General features: G+C 72.4%; 14 protein-coding genes and 1 tRNA gene. 4 read left to right on the top strand and 11 right to left on the bottom strand.

Going from position 1 to position 15245, the window contains the following annotated elements; translation table 11 throughout:
- Positions 1 to 110: 110 nt before the first annotated feature.
- From K4G22_RS31845 to K4G22_RS18740, 5 genes are all read right to left on the bottom strand, one after another.
- On the bottom strand, positions 111 to 1043 hold the full coding sequence (locus K4G22_RS31845) for a LysM peptidoglycan-binding domain-containing protein (protein ID WP_322785109.1): 933 nt from the start codon (positions 1041 to 1043) through the stop codon (positions 111 to 113).
- A gap of 102 nt (positions 1044 to 1145) precedes the next feature.
- The gene (locus K4G22_RS18755; RefSeq protein ID WP_228081441.1) at positions 1146 to 2399 is read right to left on the bottom strand and encodes a cytochrome P450 family protein; all 1254 of its coding nucleotides are present in this window, start codon (positions 2397 to 2399) and stop codon (positions 1146 to 1148) included.
- On the bottom strand, positions 2392 to 3777 hold the full coding sequence (locus K4G22_RS18750; protein ID WP_228081440.1) for a sensor histidine kinase: 1386 nt from the start codon (positions 3775 to 3777) through the stop codon (positions 2392 to 2394). Before K4G22_RS18750 ends, K4G22_RS18755 begins: the two co-directional genes overlap by 8 nt.
- Positions 3778 to 3860: 83 nt before the next feature.
- Positions 3861 to 4238: a fluoride efflux transporter CrcB gene (gene crcB / locus K4G22_RS18745; protein WP_228081439.1), complete on the bottom strand. Its 378-nt coding sequence runs from the start codon at positions 4236 to 4238 to the stop codon at positions 3861 to 3863.
- On the bottom strand, positions 4235 to 4744 hold the full coding sequence (locus K4G22_RS18740) for a fluoride efflux transporter FluC (RefSeq protein ID WP_228081438.1): 510 nt from the start codon (positions 4742 to 4744) through the stop codon (positions 4235 to 4237). Before K4G22_RS18740 ends, crcB begins: the two co-directional genes overlap by 4 nt.
- Positions 4745 to 5005: 261 nt before the next feature.
- Here K4G22_RS18740 and K4G22_RS18735 point away from each other — a divergent pair.
- Positions 5006 to 5077, top strand: a tRNA-Gln gene (locus K4G22_RS18735).
- A gap of 31 nt (positions 5078 to 5108) precedes the next feature.
- Here the strand turns inward: K4G22_RS18735 and mfd are convergent.
- On the bottom strand, positions 5109 to 8654 hold the full coding sequence (gene mfd / locus K4G22_RS18730) for a transcription-repair coupling factor (protein WP_228081437.1): 3546 nt from the start codon (positions 8652 to 8654) through the stop codon (positions 5109 to 5111).
- 90 nt (positions 8655 to 8744) lie between these two features.
- Positions 8745 to 9224, bottom strand: coding sequence for an OsmC family protein (locus tag K4G22_RS18725; RefSeq protein ID WP_228081436.1), 480 nt, complete (start codon positions 9222 to 9224; stop codon positions 8745 to 8747).
- Between the two features lie 310 nt (positions 9225 to 9534).
- Here K4G22_RS18725 and K4G22_RS18720 point away from each other — a divergent pair, with 310 nt between their 5' ends.
- Together K4G22_RS18720 and K4G22_RS18715 are read left to right on the top strand one after the other, a co-directional pair.
- A complete protein-coding gene (locus tag K4G22_RS18720; RefSeq protein ID WP_228081435.1) occupies positions 9535 to 10188 on the top strand; it encodes an HNH endonuclease family protein in 654 nt (217 codons plus the stop codon).
- Positions 10189 to 10556: 368 nt separating this feature from the next.
- Positions 10557 to 10997 (top strand): VOC family protein, encoded by a 441-nt coding sequence (locus K4G22_RS18715; protein ID WP_228081434.1) that lies wholly within the window; start codon positions 10557 to 10559, stop codon positions 10995 to 10997.
- 24 nt (positions 10998 to 11021) lie between these two features.
- On the opposite strand, the gene K4G22_RS18710 is transcribed toward K4G22_RS18715, so the two are convergent.
- Positions 11022 to 11849, bottom strand: coding sequence for an NAD(P)-dependent oxidoreductase (locus tag K4G22_RS18710; RefSeq protein ID WP_425336801.1), 828 nt, complete (start codon positions 11847 to 11849; stop codon positions 11022 to 11024).
- A gap of 260 nt (positions 11850 to 12109) precedes the next feature.
- Between K4G22_RS18710 and K4G22_RS18705 the strand changes: the two genes are divergently transcribed.
- Positions 12110 to 12400, top strand: a complete 291-nt coding sequence (locus tag K4G22_RS18705) for a winged helix-turn-helix transcriptional regulator (protein WP_228084148.1) — start codon at positions 12110 to 12112, stop codon at positions 12398 to 12400.
- 29 nt (positions 12401 to 12429) lie between these two features.
- Here the strand turns inward: K4G22_RS18705 and K4G22_RS18700 are convergent, their stop codons facing one another.
- The 3 genes from K4G22_RS18700 to manD form a co-directional block, all read right to left on the bottom strand.
- Positions 12430 to 12570 (bottom strand): hypothetical protein, encoded by a 141-nt coding sequence (locus tag K4G22_RS18700; protein WP_228081432.1) that lies wholly within the window; start codon positions 12568 to 12570, stop codon positions 12430 to 12432.
- A gap of 234 nt (positions 12571 to 12804) precedes the next feature.
- Positions 12805 to 13842, bottom strand: a complete 1038-nt coding sequence (locus K4G22_RS18695; protein WP_228081431.1) for an acetylserotonin O-methyltransferase — start codon at positions 13840 to 13842, stop codon at positions 12805 to 12807.
- A 132-nt stretch (positions 13843 to 13974) separates the two neighbouring features.
- Complete coding sequence (manD, locus tag K4G22_RS18690; protein WP_425336719.1) at positions 13975 to 15228, bottom strand: D-mannonate dehydratase ManD; 1254 nt, start codon at positions 15226 to 15228, stop codon at positions 13975 to 13977.
- Between the last annotated feature and the right edge of the window lie 17 nt (positions 15229 to 15245).

Raw genomic sequence — 15245 nt, 5'->3', positions numbered from 1 at the left:
CAGGAGGGAGATGCGGGACAAGCACGACCGAAAGGGAGAGGAGCGTCACATCTTCGGCACCCCGGACGGGACCGCGAAGCGGTCGCGAAGTGACCCCGGACGAGCCGGCCTTAACGGCTCGCCGTGCTCAAGTCCAGCCGCTGCCCGGGAAGAATATAGTCCGGGTCGTCCCCAATGACCGATTCGTTCGCCTGGTAGAGGACGGTCCATCCGCCCGAAACACCCTGTTCCAGGGCGATATGGGAGAGCGTGTCGCCGGGCAGCACGCGGTACTCGCCGTCGGACGGTCTCGCCCGCTCGTCCAGCCCGTCCTCCTCGCGGTCGCCCCGATCTCCCCTGGCCTGCTCGGACCCCCGCTCGGCATCCCGCTCCGCCGCCCCGGTCTCCGCCGGATCCGGATCGCCACGGTGCCGGCCCGAACCCTCGGCCTCCGGCTGCTCCTCGGCCTCGCGTTCGTCCGTCGCGCCCTCGGCCGGCTCCTCCTCCGGCCGGTCCCCGGCGTCCGGCGCCTCCTCGACCGGCTCCGGCTCGGGGGTGACATCGCCCGGGCGGTCCTCATCGCCGGCCTCGGCGGACGACTCCTCGGGCGAGGCGCCGATCTCCTCCTCCGCCTGGGCCTCCTCGGCCTCCTCGGCCCGGTCTATCTCCTCGCGCTTCTCCTGGCGGTACTCCTGCCACACGCCCGAGGCCACCCCGCAACCCGGCAGCGCCCCCATCCGCATGTCGGCGACCAGCCGTTCGGCCACGGAGATCTGCTGCACCCGGCTGGCGAGGTCGGGCCGGATGGCGAACTCCAGGCCGCCGTACGCCTCCCACTGGTCCAGCGTCAACTGGAAGCCGCCGTACATGCCGTTGCCCTCGTTGGCGCTCCATCGGCCGCCGGACTCGCACTCGGCCGCTCGGTCCCAGGCGTCGTCGCTGACGGCGGAGGCGGACGCGGCGGTCAGCAGCGGCATGGCGATGCCGGCGCCGGTGACGCCCGCTGCGACGATAAAGGCAGGAGCCTGCCGTGGGCGACGATGACGACCTGTCCCGGAGCGCATCTGCGGACCCTCCCAAGCGAACACTGTTGCGGATGAGGGGAACCTAGCCGTCCGCACGGCACGATCACAAGCCGATCCCACGCAGATCACGTACAGATCACACTACTGACGCTCCGTCACTCGTTCCGGTGTGAACTCCACGGGCAGCGAACGGAGCCCACGCATGATCAGCCCACCGCGCCAGCGGAGTTCGGGCGCCTCGCTGGCCAGACGGAGATCGGGCAGCCGCCGCAACAGCACCGAGAGCGCCGTGCGCCCCTCGGCTCTGGCCAGGGGCGCGCCCAGACAGTAGTGGATGCCGTGGCCGTAGCCGAGATGGGGGTTGTCGGTGCGCGTGAGGTCCAGGGCGTCGGGGTCGGCGAAACGCGCCGGATCCCGGTCCGCTGCCGCCAGCACGACCAGCACCGGCTCGCCCACCGCGATCCGCTGACCGCCCAGGACGAGCGGCTCGGTGGCGAACCGCCAGGTCGCCAGCTCCACCGGGCCGTCGTAGCGGAGCAACTCCTCCACCGCCGTGGCCAACAGCCCCTCGTCGCCCTCGGCCGCCGCCCGCCGCAGCAGGGCGAGTTGGTCGGGGTCGCGGAGCAACGCGTACACCCCGTTGCCGATCAGGTTGACCGTGGTCTCGAAGCCGGCGAACAACAGGATGAAGGCCATCGCCGCGGCCTCCTCCTCGGTGAGCTGCTCCCCGTGGTCCGAGGCGCGGATCAGCGCGGAGATCAGGTCGTCGCCCGGCTCCCGGCGCTTCCGCCCGATCAGCTCGGCGAGATATCCGCGCATCCGCTTGACCGCGCGCCCCACCCCGCCGCGCTTCCCCGTGGTGTGCAGCATCATCCCGGCCCAGGAGCGGAAGTCGTCCTGATCCTCGGGCGGTACGCCCAGCAGATCGCAGATGGCGTAGATCGGCAGCGGAAAGGCGAACTCGTCGATCAGATCGGCCGAGCCGCGGGCCGCGAAGCCGTCCACCAGCCGCTCGGTCAACTCCCGCACCCTCGGCTCGAAGGCGGCGACCCCGCGCGGCGTGAACGCCTTGGAGACCAGCCGCCGCAGCCGGGTGTGGTCGGGCGGGTCGATGTTGAGCAGATGCGTCATCAGCCCGGCGCCGCGCTCGCCCGGGATGCCGACCCGCCCCGAGGCGTGCTCCTCCGCCTGGTGACGGCGCGGGTTCTTGCTGAGCCGGGGATCGGCGAGCGCGGCCCTGGCGTCCCGGTAGCGGGTCACCAGCCAGGCGTCCACCCCGCTGGGCAACGTCGCCCGGTGCACCGGCGCGTTCTCCCGCAGCCAGGCGTACGCCGGATAGGGATCTGCCACGAAACCCGGCGCGAACAGGCCGGGCGCGGCATCGTGCTCAGCCACCCGCCCGCTCCTCCTCTGCGCCGGGGATGACCGCCGAGACGCGGAAGCCGCCCTCGTCCGTCGGCCCCGAGACAAAGCCGCCGCCCAGCGCGGTCACCCGCTCCCGCATGCCCACCAGGCCGTTCCCGCCGCTCGGCAGCCTCGCCTCGTGCGGCGCCCGGACGCCGTCCGCCGGCGCCTCGTTGCGCACCTGCACGGCCACCTCGCCGTCCCGGTGCGCCAGCCGCACCCAGGCGGCTGCCCCGGCGGCGTGCTTGTGCACATTGGTCAGCGCCTCCTGGACCACCCGGTAGGCGGTCGACTCCACCTGCTCCGGATAGGGCCTCGGCTCGCCCTCGACGGCCAGCTCCACCGTCATGCCGGCCGCACGTGACTCCTCGACCAGGGCCGTCAACCCGGTGAGCCGAGGCCCGCCGGCGCCGCCGTTGTCACCGGCCGAGGGCCGCCGCTCCCGGCCCGCGCCCGCGGCGATCTCCGCCAGCCGGGAGGACGCCTGGGACGACGGCGAGGCGTCGGAGGACGACTCCTCGGGCGAGGGGCCGGCCCGTTCGACGACCTTGTCCGCCGCGCGCAGCACGCCCAGCATGGTGCGCAGCTCGGTCAGCGCCTGCCGGCCCATGTCCCCGATCAGCGCGGCGTTCCTGGCGGCCTTCTCCGGATCCTTGGGCGCCACCGCCTGGACGGCCGCCGCGTGCACCACCATCAGGCTCACCCGGTGGGCCACCACGTCGTGCATCTCCCTGGCGATCCTGCGCCGCTCCTCGCCACGCGCCCACTCGGCCCGCTCCTCGGCCCGGTCGGCCAGCAGCCCCAGCTCCCGCTCCAGGCCGAGCGCGCGATCCCGCAGCGTCTCCACCAGCCGGCGTCTCGCCCGGACATACATCCCCAGCAGCACCGGAGGCACCACCGTGGCCACGCCGAACAGCACGGCCACCAGCGGCCGGAACCACACCGGGACGGCCTGCTCCCTGATCGCCGGATCGTTGTCCAGCAGGAGGTAGGTGACGATGATCATGCCCAGGCCCTCCATGCAGGCCAGGGCCCCGATCACCCGACGCGGCGCGTCCGTGGTGGCCAGCGTGTAGAGGCCGACCAGCGCCAGCATCCCGCCCATGTTCGCCGGCAGCACCGCGATCGCGATCAGGATCACGGCCAGCGGCCAGCGGCGGCGCAGCAGCAGCGTGAGCCCGGCCACCACCCCCGGCACCACCACCAGGCCGACCGGCAGCCCGGTGTTGTCGGCGAAGACCACCCCCTGCATCGCGCACTCGGCGGCCGAGAGCAACGCGAGCCCCGCGTCCAGCGCCACCCCGCGCCGCCGCGTCCACCACAACAGCGAGAAGTCGCTTCCCGCCATGGGCGCCCCCTTCGCATCCATGAAGACCAGCCTACGGGCGGGAGGCCAGTGGGTTTCCCGGCGGGCGGAAAGCCCGGCGCCGCCCGTGTCGGAACGGGCCCGGCTCAGCCCCAGCAGAGGCGGCCCAGCGCGTGCCCGGCGAAGGCGGCTGTGAACCCGGCCCCGACGGAGCCCAGCACATAGCCGGCCGCGATCCGTCCCGCGCCGGTCTCCACCAGCCGCAGCGCCTCGTAGGAGAAGGTGGAGTACGTGGTCAGCGCGCCGCAGAGGCCGGTGCCCAGCAGCAGCCCGAGCCGCTCCCCCGTGGCCCCGGCGAGCGCGGCGCCGGCCAGCAGGCCGAGGACCAGCGAACCCACCACGTTGACCAGGAAGGTGCCCCAGGGGACGGGCGAGTCGCGGCGGGCCCTGATCGCGCGGTCCACCCCGTAGCGAAGCGGTGCTCCCACCGCTCCCCCCAGTGCGACCAGCAGATAGTCCGTCATCGGCGCTCCTTCGCGCGCATCGCCCGGCGTGCGAGCACCGGGCGTAGCGCCCGGCGTGCGCCCCAGGCGCCCACCGTCACGGCGATCAGGGCGGCGGCGACCGTGCCGGCGAGCACGCCGAGACCGGCCCAGGCGCTGCCGTCGGCGAACAGGCCGCGCGCGTCCACGGCGTAGGTGGAGAAGGTGGTGAAGCCGCCGAGCAGCCCGGTGCCGGCGAACGGGCGCAGCAGTGGGCGCGCCGACCACAGCTCGGTGGCCGCGACCAGCAGGCAGCCGATCAGCAGGCAACCCACCGCGTTCACGGCGAGGGTGGTCCAGGGGAAGGCGCCGGGCGCGGTCGGCCACAGCCGTCCGGCGCCGAACCTGGCCAGCGCGCCCAGGGCGCCGCCGGCGGCGACCGCGCCGTAGCCGGCGAGCGTCCCGGCCCGCGACACGGGCGGTTCGAGCGGGACGTCCGGGTCGACGGGCTCGGGGTCCTGCGGCCCGTTCCGCAATGGATCGGTCATCGACGGTCACTCTCCCTACACGTTCGGTATCCGAACCCGCCGCCGAGGCGGGCGCGTCCTGTCACGCGTAGGGACCGTTGTCGGCGTCGTCGCCGCGGTTCGTCGGGGGGAGGGCCCCACCTCCCCGGGCCCGCCGCCGGCGGACCCGCACCCACTCTACGGCGATACGGGGTATGCCGTCGCGAGGGAGCCCCGAGGGCTGGCATAGTGTGGGGGTCGATCGGGCGTCATCCGCCTCTGGCGGCCCCGGTGACGCACCATTCCCCTGTGGTGTAATCGGCAGCACATGCGACTTTGACTCGCATTGTCCAGGTTCGAGTCCTGGCGGGGGAGCCCACCAGGCGCTGTACGCCTCGTCAGGCGGTCAGCTCCCCGGGATCGTGGTGAGGAACTCCCCGGTCCAGGCGAGCAGTTCCCTCCCCGTCAACGGCTTGCCGCCGACCCGCGCCGTGGTCGGCCTGGGCACCAGCAGCTGGTTGGTGCCCCGCTTGACCACCGATCCCGGGTAGACCCGGTTCAGCCGCAGCTCCTGGGACTCCCGCAGCTCGACGGGCGAGAACCTGATCCTGCTGCCCTGGAGCGTGATGTCGCCGACCCCGCAGGCCCTGGCCAGCATCCGCAGCCCGGCCACCAGCAGCAGGTTCTCCACCGGCTCGGGCAGCGGGCCGTAGCGGTCGGCCAGCTCCTCCCGGACGGCGCGGATCTCGTCCTCGGTGTTGGCGGCGGCGATCGCCCGGTACGCCTGGAGCCGCAGCCGCTCCCCCGGCGCGTACTCGTGCGGCACATGCGCGTCCACCGGCAGCTCGATCTTCACTTCGAGCGGCGCCTCCTCCGGCTCGCCGCCGCCCGCCTCCAACGCCGCCCGGTAGTCCGCGACCGCCTCGCCGACCATGCGCACATAGAGGTCGAAGCCCACGCCCGCGATATGCCCCGACTGCTCGCCGCCCAGCAGGTTGCCGGCGCCCCTGATCTCCAGGTCCTTCATCGCCACATACATGCCGGCACCCATCTCGGTGTGCTGCGCGATGGTGGCCAGCCGCTCGTGCGCGGTCTCCGTCAGCGGCTTCTCCGGCGGATAGAGGAAGTAGGCGTAGCCGCGCTCCCGACCCCGGCCGACCCGGCCGCGCAGCTGGTGCAGCTGGGAGAGGCCGAAGGTGTCGCCGCGCTCGACGACCAGGGTGTTCGCGTTGGAGATGTCGATCCCCGACTCGACGATGGTGGTGGACACCAGCACATCGAACTTCTTCTCCCAGAAGTCCACCACGACCCGCTCAAGCGCGGTCTCGCCCATCTGGCCGTGTGCCGTCGCGATCCGCGCCTCCGGCACGATCTGGCGCAGCTTGGCGGCCACCCGGTCGATCGAGTCCACCCGGTTGTGGATGTAGAAGACCTGCCCCTCGCGCAGCAGCTCCCGCCGGATCGCCGCGCCGATCTGCCGTTCCTCGTAGGGGCCGACGAACGTCAACACCGGATGACGTTCCTCCGGCGGCGTGGTGATGGTGGACATCTCCCTGATGCCGGTCACCGCCATCTCCAGCGTGCGCGGAATGGGCGTCGCCGACATCGTCAGCACGTCCACGTTGGCGCGCAGCTTCTTCAGCTGCTCCTTGTGCTCCACGCCGAACCGCTGTTCCTCGTCCACGATCACGAGGCCGAGGTCCTTGAACGTGACCTCGGAGGAGAACAGCCGATGGGTGCCGATGACCACGTCGACCGTGCCGTCCCGCAGGCTCTCCAGCGTCGCCTTGGCGTCCGCGTCCGACTGGAAGCGGCTCAACGGGCGCACGTTCACCGGGAACTGGGCGTAACGCTCCGAGAAGGTGCCGAAGTGCTGCTGCACCAGCAGCGTGGTGGGCACCAGCACCGCCACCTGCTTGCCGTCCTGCACCGCCTTGAACGCGGCGCGCACCGCGATCTCCGTCTTGCCGTAGCCGACGTCGCCGCAGATCAGCCGGTCCATCGGGACCGAGCGCTCCATGTCCTCCTTGACCTCGCCGATGGTGGTCAGCTGGTCGGGGGTCTCGGCGTAGGGGAACGCGTCCTCCAGCTCGCGCTGCCAGGGCGTGTCCCCGCCGAAGGCGTGACCCGGGGCCGCCATCCGCGCCGAGTAGAGCTTGATCAGGTCGGCCGCGATCTCCTTGACGGCCTTCTTGGCGCGCGCCTTGGTCTTGGTCCAGTCCGCGCCGCCGAGCCGGTGCAGCGTCGGGGCCTCGCCACCGACGTACTTGGTCACCTGGTCCAGCTGGTCCGTCGGCACGAAGAGCCGGTCGCCCGGCTGCCCCCGCTTCGCCGGGGCGTACTCGACCAGCAGGTACTCGCGGGTGGCGCCCTGCACGGTGCGCTGCGCCATCTCCACGTAGCGGCCCACGCCGTGCTGCTCGTGCACGATGTAGTCGCCGGGCTCCAGGCTCAGCGGGTCGAGCGCCTTGCGACGGCGCGCCGGCATCCGCGCGCCCTCCCGGCCGGCGGCGCGCTGCCCCGTGAGGTCCGTCTCGGTCAGCACGGCGAGCCGGGATCCCGGCACCAGGAAGCCGTGTTCGAGCGCGCCACAGGAGACATGGACGACGGCCGGTTCAATCTCGCCGGTCAGCGCCGGGTCGAGGCGGGCGGGGATGCCCTCGCCGCCGAGGACCTCGACGGTGCGGGCGGCCGGGCCGTGCGCCTCGGTCAGATAGACGACGCGCCAGCCGTCGGCCAGCCAGCCCTTGGTGTCGGCCAGCGCCCGGGAGACGTCCCCCCGGTAGCTCTCCGGGGCGCGCAGCCCCAGCCTGACCGTGTCCGTGTCCAGCTCCTCGTCCGGCGAGAACGGTGAGACCGTCCACCACGGCAGGCCCAACTCCCGGGCGTGCGCGCGCACGTCGGCGATCCCACGGAGGCTGGCCGCGCCCACGTCGATCGGCGCCCTGCCGCTGTCCGCCATCGCGGCGGCGGCCCAGGACGCCTGGAGGAACTCCTGGCTGGTGGCCACCAGATCGGACGCGCGCGAGCGCACCCGCTCCGGATCGCAGACCAGCACCGTGCTGCCGGCCGGCAACACGTCGAGCAGCAGCTCCATCTCGTCCACCAGCACGGGGGCCAGCGACTCCATGCCCTCGACCGCCACCCCCTCGGCGATCTTGCTCAGCAGCTCGTCCAGCTCGGGGTGTTCGACGGCCAGCTCGGCCGCCCGCCGGCGCACCTCGTCGGTGAGCAGCAGCTCACGACAGGGCGGCGCCCACAGGCCGTGCTCGGCGATCTCCAGGGACCGCTGGTCGGCGACCTTGAAATAACGAATCTCCTCGACCTCGTCGCCCCAGAACTCCACCCGCAGCGGATGCTCCTCGGTGGGCGGGAAGACATCGAGGATGCCGCCGCGCACGGCGAACTCACCGCGCTTCTCCACCAGTTCGACCCGGGTGTAGGCGGCTGCCGCCAGCGCGGCGGTGAGCTCCGTCAGATCGGCGCTCTGGCCGTTCCGCAGGGCGACGGGCTCCAGATCGCCGAGCCCCGCCACCTGCGGCTGAAGCACCGAGCGCACCGGCGCCACCACGACCGAGACGGGCCCGGAACCGGGATCGTCCGAGCGGGGGTGCGCCAGCCGGCGGAGCACCGCCAGCCGACGGCCGACGGTGTCGGCGCGCGGCGAGAGCCGCTCGTGCGGGAGCGTCTCCCAGGAAGGGAACTCGACCACCCCGTCCTCGGGCAGCAGCGAGCGCAGCGCGGCGGCCAGGTCCTCGGCCTCCCGCCCGGTGGCCGTCACGGCGAGCACGGTCCGCTTGGCGGCGCGCGCCAGCGCGGCCACGGCCAGCGGCCTGGCGGCCGGCGGCCCCACCAGGTCGACGGCGGGGTGGCCGACGTCTCCCGCCGAGGTCAGCGCCTCGGCGAAGGCGGGCTCCTGGGTGACGGCGTCAAGCAGGCCGTGCAGGGTCATGAGGGTTCCATCCCGGTGAGCGGGCAACGCGAAGCACCCGGCACGCGTCGCGGGCCGGGGACCTTCCAGGGTACGCGTGCCGCCGGACGGTCAGCTCCCGGCCACGGTGACCGTGGGCAGATGCCGCACCGGAAAGTTGACCGACCGGGCGATGAAGCAGTCCCGGTGGGCGTCCTCGTGCAGTGCGGTGGCCAGATCGATCATGCCGGGCTCGGCCACCGTCACCACGGGACGCAAGCGCACCTCGGCGAACTCGCCGCGCCCGGCCGTCTCCCGCATCGTGCCCTCGGCGGCGTCCCGGTACTCAAGCACCCTGACCCGCTTCAGGGAGCAGAGCGCCAGATAGGTCAGCATGTGGCACTGGGAGAGCGAGCCCACCAGCAGTTCCTCGGGATTCCACCGCTCCGGGTCGCCGACGAACGCCGGATCGGCGCTGGCCTCGATCACCGGCTTCCCCTCGACCACCACCTGATGGTCCCGCCGAAACCCCCGGTACCCCGCCGTCCCCTCCCCCGTGTTGCCCGTCCAGCTGACGTCCACCCGATACCGGTGTTCGCGCGGCTCCCGCATCCTCCATGACCTCCTCGGTCGGCTTCCTCTGTCCCACGTGTGGTGGCTGACGCCACGTCCCAGTGTGCGCCCGCACGCCCCTGACGGCCCGGCGCGCCCTCCACACCTCGTGCACACACCCCCCACTTCCGGCACTCCCGGCGCGCGACCGCCCCGCGGTGGTGACGATGTTCCACCGTCCAACACCTGACGTGTCCATGCCCTCAACTTGTAACCTGTGGCATGCCGTGCGGAAACGTTCAGGCAGCACCCTGGGAGCCGCCGAACGCATCCGCCCAGCCGAAACCACCCCCACACCAAGGGAGTTCGCGTGCTTCGCACCTCCAGCGTCTACGCGCGTCGCCGACTTTCCCTGTTGGCCGCGCTCACCGGACTGATATCCCTGGCGGCCCTGTTCACCGGCCCCTCGGCACAGGCCGCCCTCCCCACCCCCATCGCCGCGTCAACCGCGCGCACCTACCTCTCCCAACTGACGGTCGCCACCGAGGACCGCACCGGCTACAACCGCGACCTCTTCCCCCACTGGAGCAACCAGGGCAACAACTGCAACACGCGCGAGGTCATCCTCCAGCGCGACGGCAGCAACGTCGTGACGGATCCCAGCTGCGCGGCGACCAGCGGCAGTTGGTACTCCCCCTACGACGGCGCCACCTGGACCGCCGCGTCCGACGTGGACATCGACCACCTGGTGCCGCTGGCCGAGGCATGGGACTCGGGCGCCGACTCCTGGACCACGGCACGCCGCGAGGCGTTCGCCAACGACCTCACCCGGCCGCAACTGCTCGCGGTCACCGACAACGTCAACCAGTCCAAGGGCGACAGGGACCCGGCCGAGTGGCTGCCGCCGCGCGGCGCCTACCACTGCGTCTACGCCAGGGCGTGGGTGCAGGTGAAGCACTACTACGGGCTCTCGGTCGACTCGGCGGAGAAGAGCGCGCTGAGCGGCATCCTCAACGGCTGCTGACCCGGGCCGCGTCGGCGCGTCACGGTGGCACGGGCCCCGGAGCGCGCCGACGACGCCCGTCCGTCCGTCGCGGGCCGGGCCGGCGGCCTGCCGACGGTAACGGTCCGTCCCCCCGGCTCGAAGTCCGCGAGGGACCGCGCCGGACGCTCGCGCCGCGCCCACCGACCGCTCACCCCGTCGCCGAACCGCACGGCTCCGACCGTCGGTTCGGGTCTTCCGCGCCGGGCGGACCGGTAAGGCGGCGCGGGCGGGGGCCCCGGCGGACGGGGGCCCGGCCGCCGTGCCGGAGTGACATTCGAGGCCATGGGATCAGCCATGCACTCCGTCACCCAAAGCCACTGTCAGTAGCTCAGGGTAATCTTCTCGGCATGGAACAGCGACTCAGTCTGATCACCCTGGGCGTGGCCGATGTGGCCCGCGCCCGTTCGTTCTACGAGAGCCTCGGTTGGCGCGGCCAGGAGACGCAGGAGACGGTCTTCTTCCAGGCCGGAGGGATGGCCCTGGTGCTTTGGGGCCGGGCCGAGGCGGCTGCGGACAACGGCCTCGCGGACACGCCGGTGCCGGCCGGCGGGTTCGGTGGGATCGGCCTGGCCCACAATGTCCGCTCCTCCTCGGAGGTGGACGCGGTGCTGACCGCGGCCGAGCGGGCCGGCGCCCGGATCACCAGCCCGGCGGCGCCCACCTTCTACGGCGGATACGCCGGCTCCTTCACCGATCCGGACGGCCATCCGTGGGAGATCGCCCACAACCCGGCCTTCGCGCTCTCCCCCGACGGCTCCCTCACCGTCCCCGAACTCGGCGCGGGGTAGCGGCTGATGGCCGTGAGCCAGCGATCAGCTCCGCAGCAGTTCGACGAGCTGAGCGCCGTCCCCTTCGCCCTGGCCGGCGGCGACGCCTCGCGCCATCAGGGCGGCGAAGGGGGCCAACAGCTCGGTGCTGACGCCCTGTTGCTCGGCGGTGCCGAGCAGGGTGGCATTGCCGACCGACTGCATCTCCAGATTCGCCGACACCTCGGTCTCGTATACGCCGCTCTCCAGCTGCTTCGCCGTCGCGTGCGCCGCCGGCGCCATGGCCACCAGCCACTCCACCAGCGATCCGGCGAAGCCCGTCGCCGGGATGTCCTCGCCGTGGATCAGGGCGAACGCGTGGGTCATCCCGGCGAACATCCCGTTCATCGCGCTCAGCAGGGCCACATCGTGGAGCGCGGCGAAGCCGGCGTCCGATCCGACATAGCGCGCGCCGGTCGGCGCGGTGAGCGTCGCCCGGTGGGCCTCGAAGAGGTCGGCGGAGCCGCTGTAGAAGACATAGCCGCCGGACTCCGGCACCCCGATCATCGGCGGGATCGCCATGATGCCGCCGTCCAGGAAACGGGCCTGCCGCTCCTGGGCCCACGCGGCGCGGGCGCGCCCCTCGGCCGGCGTGCCGGTGGTGAGGTTCACCAGATCGCGGCCGACCAGGTCGGCGCCCGCCAGCGTCTCGCTCACGGAGGCGTCGTCCAACAGGCAGAGGACCACGAGGTCGTTGGCCTCGACCGCCTCGGCGGCGCTGGCCACGACGACGGCGCCCTCGGCGGCCAGCGCCTCGGCTCGCGCGGGCGTCCTGTTCCACACGGTCAGCGGGTGCCCGGCGCGCAGCCAGGCCCGCCCGAGCGCGGTGCCCATGGCGCCGAGGCCCAGCAGGGAGAGGGAGCCGGGAGACGCGGCGGGGGAATCCGAGCGGTCCGCGTCGGCAGCGGAGGGGGATGGGGAAATGAAACGGTTCGTGGCACTGTTCGTCATGGCACTCAGGCTTGTCCTGGCCAGGAGAATGAACAAGTACGCACTTCGGAGTGGGTGCTTACCCCCAGGTGAGCGAGCAGCTAGGAGGGCTGTCCTTGACGACCACACCGCGCCCCCGGTACTCCTGCGGCATCGATGCCGCGATGGATGTCATCGGCGGCAAGTGGAAGGTGCTGATCCTCTGGGCCCTGGACGAGCGGCCCTGCCGGTTCGGCGAGCTGCGACGCGCCATCCCGGGCGTCACGGAGAAGGTTCTCGCCTCCCATCTGCGGGAGTTGGAGGCCGACGGCATCATCCATCGCGAGGATCGGGGCGAGGTGCCCCCGCATGTGGTCTACTCGCTCACGGCCCTGGGCCAGAGCCTCAACGCGGCGCTGGCGCCGCTCGGCGACTGGGGTCAGGAACATGTCCTGGGCGGCGCGCCGCACCGCTGACGCGGCCGGCCGGCGGCCCGTTGGCCGGCCTACCAGGCCCGGGGGAACACGCAGCGCGCGGCGGCGGCGCAGTAGAAGCCGCGTCCGCAGCAGTGCCAACAGCCGTGCGGGGCGGCCACCCCCTGGGCCTGCCCCGACTCCGCGATATACAGCGTCTCGCGGATCTCCACGCGCTGTCCGTTGCATGCCTGACACTGCCGGTGCGGCCCCCCGCAGTCGTCCCCAGCGACGCCCATCCCACTCCCATGTCGAGCCCAGGTTGCGCGTCCCGTCACAACCACGGCACTCAACGTTACCTGCCCCGCGGGTCCGTCGCCCCGGGGGCGGGGGGATGCCGGTCTTCGACCGGCGCCGCCCCCGGCTCCCCGGGCCGGTGGCGGCGTGGCCCGGGCGCCGACGCGCTCTCACCCCGCCACGGGTGCGGCCTCGATCAGGGAGAAGGTGCTGGGCGGCGGGAGTTGGGCCAGGCTGGAGAGCCGGAAGCCGGCTCGGGCGAGCAGCGCCTCGAAGTCCTCGCGGGTGCGCTCCATCCCCCCGAGGTTGACCAGCATGTTGAGGTCGCTCAGATACCACCCGGCCCCACCCGGCTGTGCGATGGGCGGCAGCACGGGCTCGACAAGCAGCACCCGGCCGTCGGACGGCAGCACCTTCCGGCAGTTGCCGAGCAGGGTGGCGGAGCGGTCGTCGTCCCAGTCGTGGAGGACGCTCTTGAGCAGATAGAGGTCACCCCCCTCGGGCACCGAGGCGAAGAAGTCGCCGGTCACCGCCGAGAAGCGGCTCCCCACTCCGGCCCGCTCCATCGTCGCCGCCGCCTGCGCCAGCCCGCGCGGGGTGTCGTGGACGACGCCCCGCAGGGTCGGGTGGGCGCGGAGCACCTCGGCGAGCAGGGTGCCGTCGCCGCCGCCCACATCCACCACCGTGTGGAAGCGGGCGAAGTCATAGGCGCCCGGCAGCACGGCGGCGGTCGTGCGGGTGCCCTCGCTCATGGAGGCGTTGAAGGCCGCCGAAAGCTCCGGGCGTTCCTCCAGGTACTCGAAGAAGCCCTTGCCGAAGACCTGCTCGAACGCGGGCTCGCCGGTGCGCACGCTGTCGGCGAGGCGCTCCCAGGAGCGGACCATCAGCGGGTCGGTGAAGACGGTGGCGATCGTCTTGAACGAGCCGGGGTGGTCGGCCGCCAGCACCCGCCCGGTGGGCGTCGCCCGGAAGACCCCTGGCCGCACCTCCTCGACCAGCTCCAGGCCCGCCATGGCACGCAACAGTCGCAGCAGGGAGCGGGGTTGGACCGCGCAGTCGGCGGCCAGCGCCTCGACGGCGCGTTCCTCGTCGCCCAGCGCGTCCACCACGCCCAGCCGGGCCGCGGCGCCCACGGTGCCGGCGACCATGGTGCCGAAGACCAGCCGCATCACCGTCCGGCGCTCCTCGCCGCCCTTGACGTCCGCCATGGGAAACCTCTTCCTGTCGGAGGTAGGTTAGCCTCACCTAACTACCCTGCCCCGTCAAGGGTGTTGCCCCCAGCACGGTGGGGCCGGCGGTCGCGCTCGACCACCGGCCCCACCGCGGGCACCGCAGAACGGCTACCAGTCGTGAACGGTTCCGTCGAGCAGTCGGTTCACCGGCAGATAGGCGGGCGCGTAGGGGAAGCCCGCCGCCGCCTCGTCGTCCAATTCCACGCCCAGGCCGGGGTTCTCGCCCGGGTGCAGCAGCCCGTCGACAAAGGTGTAGGAGGTGCGGAAGACCTCAAGGGTGCGCGGGTCGTGGCGCATGTACTCCTGGATGCCGAAGTTGTGGATGGCGATGTCCAGATGGAGCGCCGCCGCCATGCCGACCGGCGAGATGTCCGTCGGCCCGTGGATACCGGACTTGGCGCCGTACACCGCCGCCAGGTCCAGCAGCTTCTTCATGGCCGTGATGCCGCCCGTGTGGGTGACGGCGGAGCGCACATAGTCGATCAGCCGCTCGCTGAGCAACGTGGTGTAGTCGTGAACGGAGTTGAAGACCTCGCCGATCGCCAACGGGGTGGTGGTGTGCTGGCGGATCAGCCGCAGCGCGGCCTGGTCCTCGCCGGGGGTGGCGTCCTCCAGCCAGAACAGGTCATAGGGCTCCAGGGCCTTGCCCAGCTTGGCGGCCTGGATCGGCGTCATCCGGTGGTGGCCGTCGTGCAGCAGCGGCAGCTCGGGGCCGAACTCGTTGCGTACCGCCTCGAAGACGGTCGGCAGATGGCGCAGATAGGCCCGGGTGTCCCAGGCCTCCTGGACGGGGAGCGCGGTGCGGCGCGCGGGCTCGTAGTCGTAGCGCTCCCCGTCGCCGGCCGTGGAGGTCGCCACCCCGTAGACGGAGTCCAGGCCGGGGATGCCCGTCTGGATCCGGATGGCGCGGAACCCCTCGTCGAGGTGCGCCCTGATGGAGTCGAACAGCTCGGGTATGTCCCGCCCCGAGGCGTGGCCGTAGGCGAGCGCGCCGGTTCGCGAGGCGCCGCCGAGGAGTTGGTAGAGCGGCATCCCCGCCGCCTTGGCCTTGATGTCCCACAGGGCCATGTCCACGGCGGCGATGGCGGCCATGGTGACGGGGCCGCGTCGCCAGTAGGCGCCACGGTAGAGGTACTGCCAGGTGTCCTCGATCCGGCCCGCGTCGCGACCGATCAACAACGGAGCGACATGGTCACGGAGATAGCTCTCCACGGCCAGTTCACGCCCGTTGAGGGTGGCGTCACCGAGCCCCGTCAACCCGTCAGCCGTGGTGATCCGCAACGTGACGAAGTTGCGCCCCGGGCTGGTGACGATGGTCTCGGCCGACTCGATCCGCAGCGGCGACCGCTCGGTTGTCTGCATGGTTTCGCGCCTTCCCA

The organism is Streptomyces profundus (assembly GCF_020740535.1).
GTDB lineage: Bacteria > Actinomycetota > Actinomycetes > Streptomycetales > Streptomycetaceae > Streptomyces > Streptomyces profundus.
Note: the sequence above shows the minus strand (reverse complement) of the source record. Positions and strands in the feature narration are given on the sequence as shown.

Excerpts from the sequence above, each read along its gene's own strand:
- K4G22_RS18695 (WP_228081431.1), bottom strand. The coding sequence starts at position 13,842 with ATGGCGGACGTCAAGGGCGGCGAGGAGCGCCGGACGGTGATGCGGCTG.
- K4G22_RS18705 (WP_228084148.1), top strand. The coding sequence starts at position 12,110 with ATGGATGTCATCGGCGGCAAGTGGAAGGTGCTGATCCTCTGGGCCCTG.
- K4G22_RS18710 (WP_425336801.1), bottom strand. The coding sequence starts at position 11,849 with ATGGGCACCGCGCTCGGGCGGGCCTGGCTGCGCGCCGGGCACCCGCTG.
- mfd (WP_228081437.1), bottom strand. The coding sequence starts at position 8,654 with ATGACCCTGCACGGCCTGCTTGACGCCGTCACCCAGGAGCCCGCCTTC.
- K4G22_RS31845 (WP_322785109.1), bottom strand. The coding sequence starts at position 1,043 with ATGCGCTCCGGGACAGGTCGTCATCGTCGCCCACGGCAGGCTCCTGCC.
- K4G22_RS18725 (WP_228081436.1), bottom strand. The coding sequence starts at position 9,224 with ATGCGGGAGCCGCGCGAACACCGGTATCGGGTGGACGTCAGCTGGACG.
- K4G22_RS18715 (WP_228081434.1), top strand. The coding sequence starts at position 10,557 with ATGGAACAGCGACTCAGTCTGATCACCCTGGGCGTGGCCGATGTGGCC.
- crcB (WP_228081439.1), bottom strand. The coding sequence starts at position 4,238 with ATGACGGACTATCTGCTGGTCGCACTGGGGGGAGCGGTGGGAGCACCG.
- manD (WP_425336719.1), bottom strand. The coding sequence starts at position 15,228 with ATGCAGACAACCGAGCGGTCGCCGCTGCGGATCGAGTCGGCCGAGACC.
- K4G22_RS18750 (WP_228081440.1), bottom strand. The coding sequence starts at position 3,777 with ATGGATGCGAAGGGGGCGCCCATGGCGGGAAGCGACTTCTCGCTGTTG.
- K4G22_RS18740 (WP_228081438.1), bottom strand. The coding sequence starts at position 4,744 with ATGACCGATCCATTGCGGAACGGGCCGCAGGACCCCGAGCCCGTCGAC.